Source organism: Thomasclavelia sp., from assembly GCF_047249845.1.
GTDB lineage: Bacteria > Bacillota_I > Bacilli_A > Erysipelotrichales > Coprobacillaceae > Thomasclavelia.
Map to the genome: position 1 here is coordinate 1 of NZ_JBKTWO010000187.1, position 1,579 is coordinate 1,579.

At 29.8% G+C, this 1,579-nt stretch carries 2 protein-coding genes; both read right to left on the bottom strand.

Annotated features, from left to right (window positions below):
• Positions 1-800, bottom strand: an 800-nt coding sequence (locus ACLR9T_RS14655; protein WP_413110182.1) for a DUF2156 domain-containing protein, incomplete at its 3' end; no start/stop codon positions are given.
• The coding region (locus ACLR9T_RS14660; RefSeq protein ID WP_413110183.1) for an ATP-binding protein at positions 800-1,579 on the bottom strand (780 nt) is incomplete at its 5' end. The genes ACLR9T_RS14660 and ACLR9T_RS14655, both read right to left, overlap by 1 nt.

Below are 1,579 nucleotides of genomic sequence, written 5' to 3' on the forward strand. Positions count from 1 at the left end.
TCTTCTTCTCTATTAACATACTGTTCATCAGGAAAATGATGCTCTAACATTTCTTTAAGAATAGCAGGATACAATCCGCGAATATCCTTGTTTGCTTTTTCAACATGTATTTGAATTGTAGAATGTTTTAAACGAGAAGCAATAATAAAAGCTTCCATTTGTCCATTAATAAAAATCCCACCCACTTCAAAATCCAACATGTGTCGAGATGATAAAAGATACATAATGCCTTTAACTTCACTTGTCATAGATTCACTTAAATCTTCTTTCTCACTCTCCCAGCGATTAAGACATTCTAAAATCATATTAAAATCATTGACTAAGTCTAAATCTCTATAAATATAATCAGGATTTTCTTTCAAAAAAGCATTATAGTGATTACGACGCTTCTGCATTTTTTTACCAGATAAAGTTTGCAGCATCATTCGATCATAAACATAATCATCATTCTCGGGTGTACGTGCAAATAAAAGTTTATCTTGATATAATGGCTTGATATATTCAACGAATGTATCAATAGCACAATCAATTATAAATTCAAACTGATTTTTATGACTATACTCTAGCATATAATCAATAGCTTCTCGATAATATTGTGGACTTGTAAAAGGCATTGCCCAGAACTGTGTTCCTTTATAATTATGTAACATAACAACAAAATGTTCATGAATTTCATATTGAATATGATACTCATGGTTCCACATCATCATTGTTACAAAATTTGAATTATATCCTTCATAATTTGCTAAATCCAAGTAAGGTTTAATTATTGAATAATCATCTAATTTTAATTCTTTCATTATTTTTTTCCGAGCAGCATATGTATAAATTGTTTGGCAGTACGCCCAGAAAATCCTCCATTTCTAATTTCCCATTGTAATGCTAAATCATGCAACTCATCTTGGTTCATATCAATTTGATAAGTTTTAGCTAATCCATCCCCAATATCTAAATAATGTTGTTTATCAGGATGAATATACATAATTTGTACACCGAATCGTGAAACAAGTGACAGTTTTTCTTGTTTTGCATCATTGTTATTAATCTCCTGATCATGATTTCTATCATTCCAGGTCTCTTTGATAAGATGGCGACGATTACTTGTTGCATAGATTAAAATGTTATCTGGTTTCTTCTCCAAACCACCTTCGATAACAGCCTTCAAATATTTATACTCGACTTCAAATTCCTCAAAAGATAAATCATCCATAAAAATTACAAACTTATAATTTCTATTTTGAAGTTCATTAATAATTTGAGGCAAAGAGATAAATTGATGCTTATAAACCTCCACCATTCTTAACCCATCTTTATAATATTCATTTAATAAAGCTTTGATGCTACTTGATTTTCCTGTTCCACTATCTCCATAAAGTAAGACATTATTAGCCTTTTTACCTTTTAAAAAAGCTTCAGTATTGGCTTTTAAATGCTCTTTTTGGCTCTCATAACCAATCAATTGGTCTAATTTATTATTCCCAATATGATCGATTGGTATAATTTTTTCATTTTGAAAACGAAAAGCTTTATTCAGACCATACTTTCCCACTCCATATTGACTATAATGATTGGATAATAA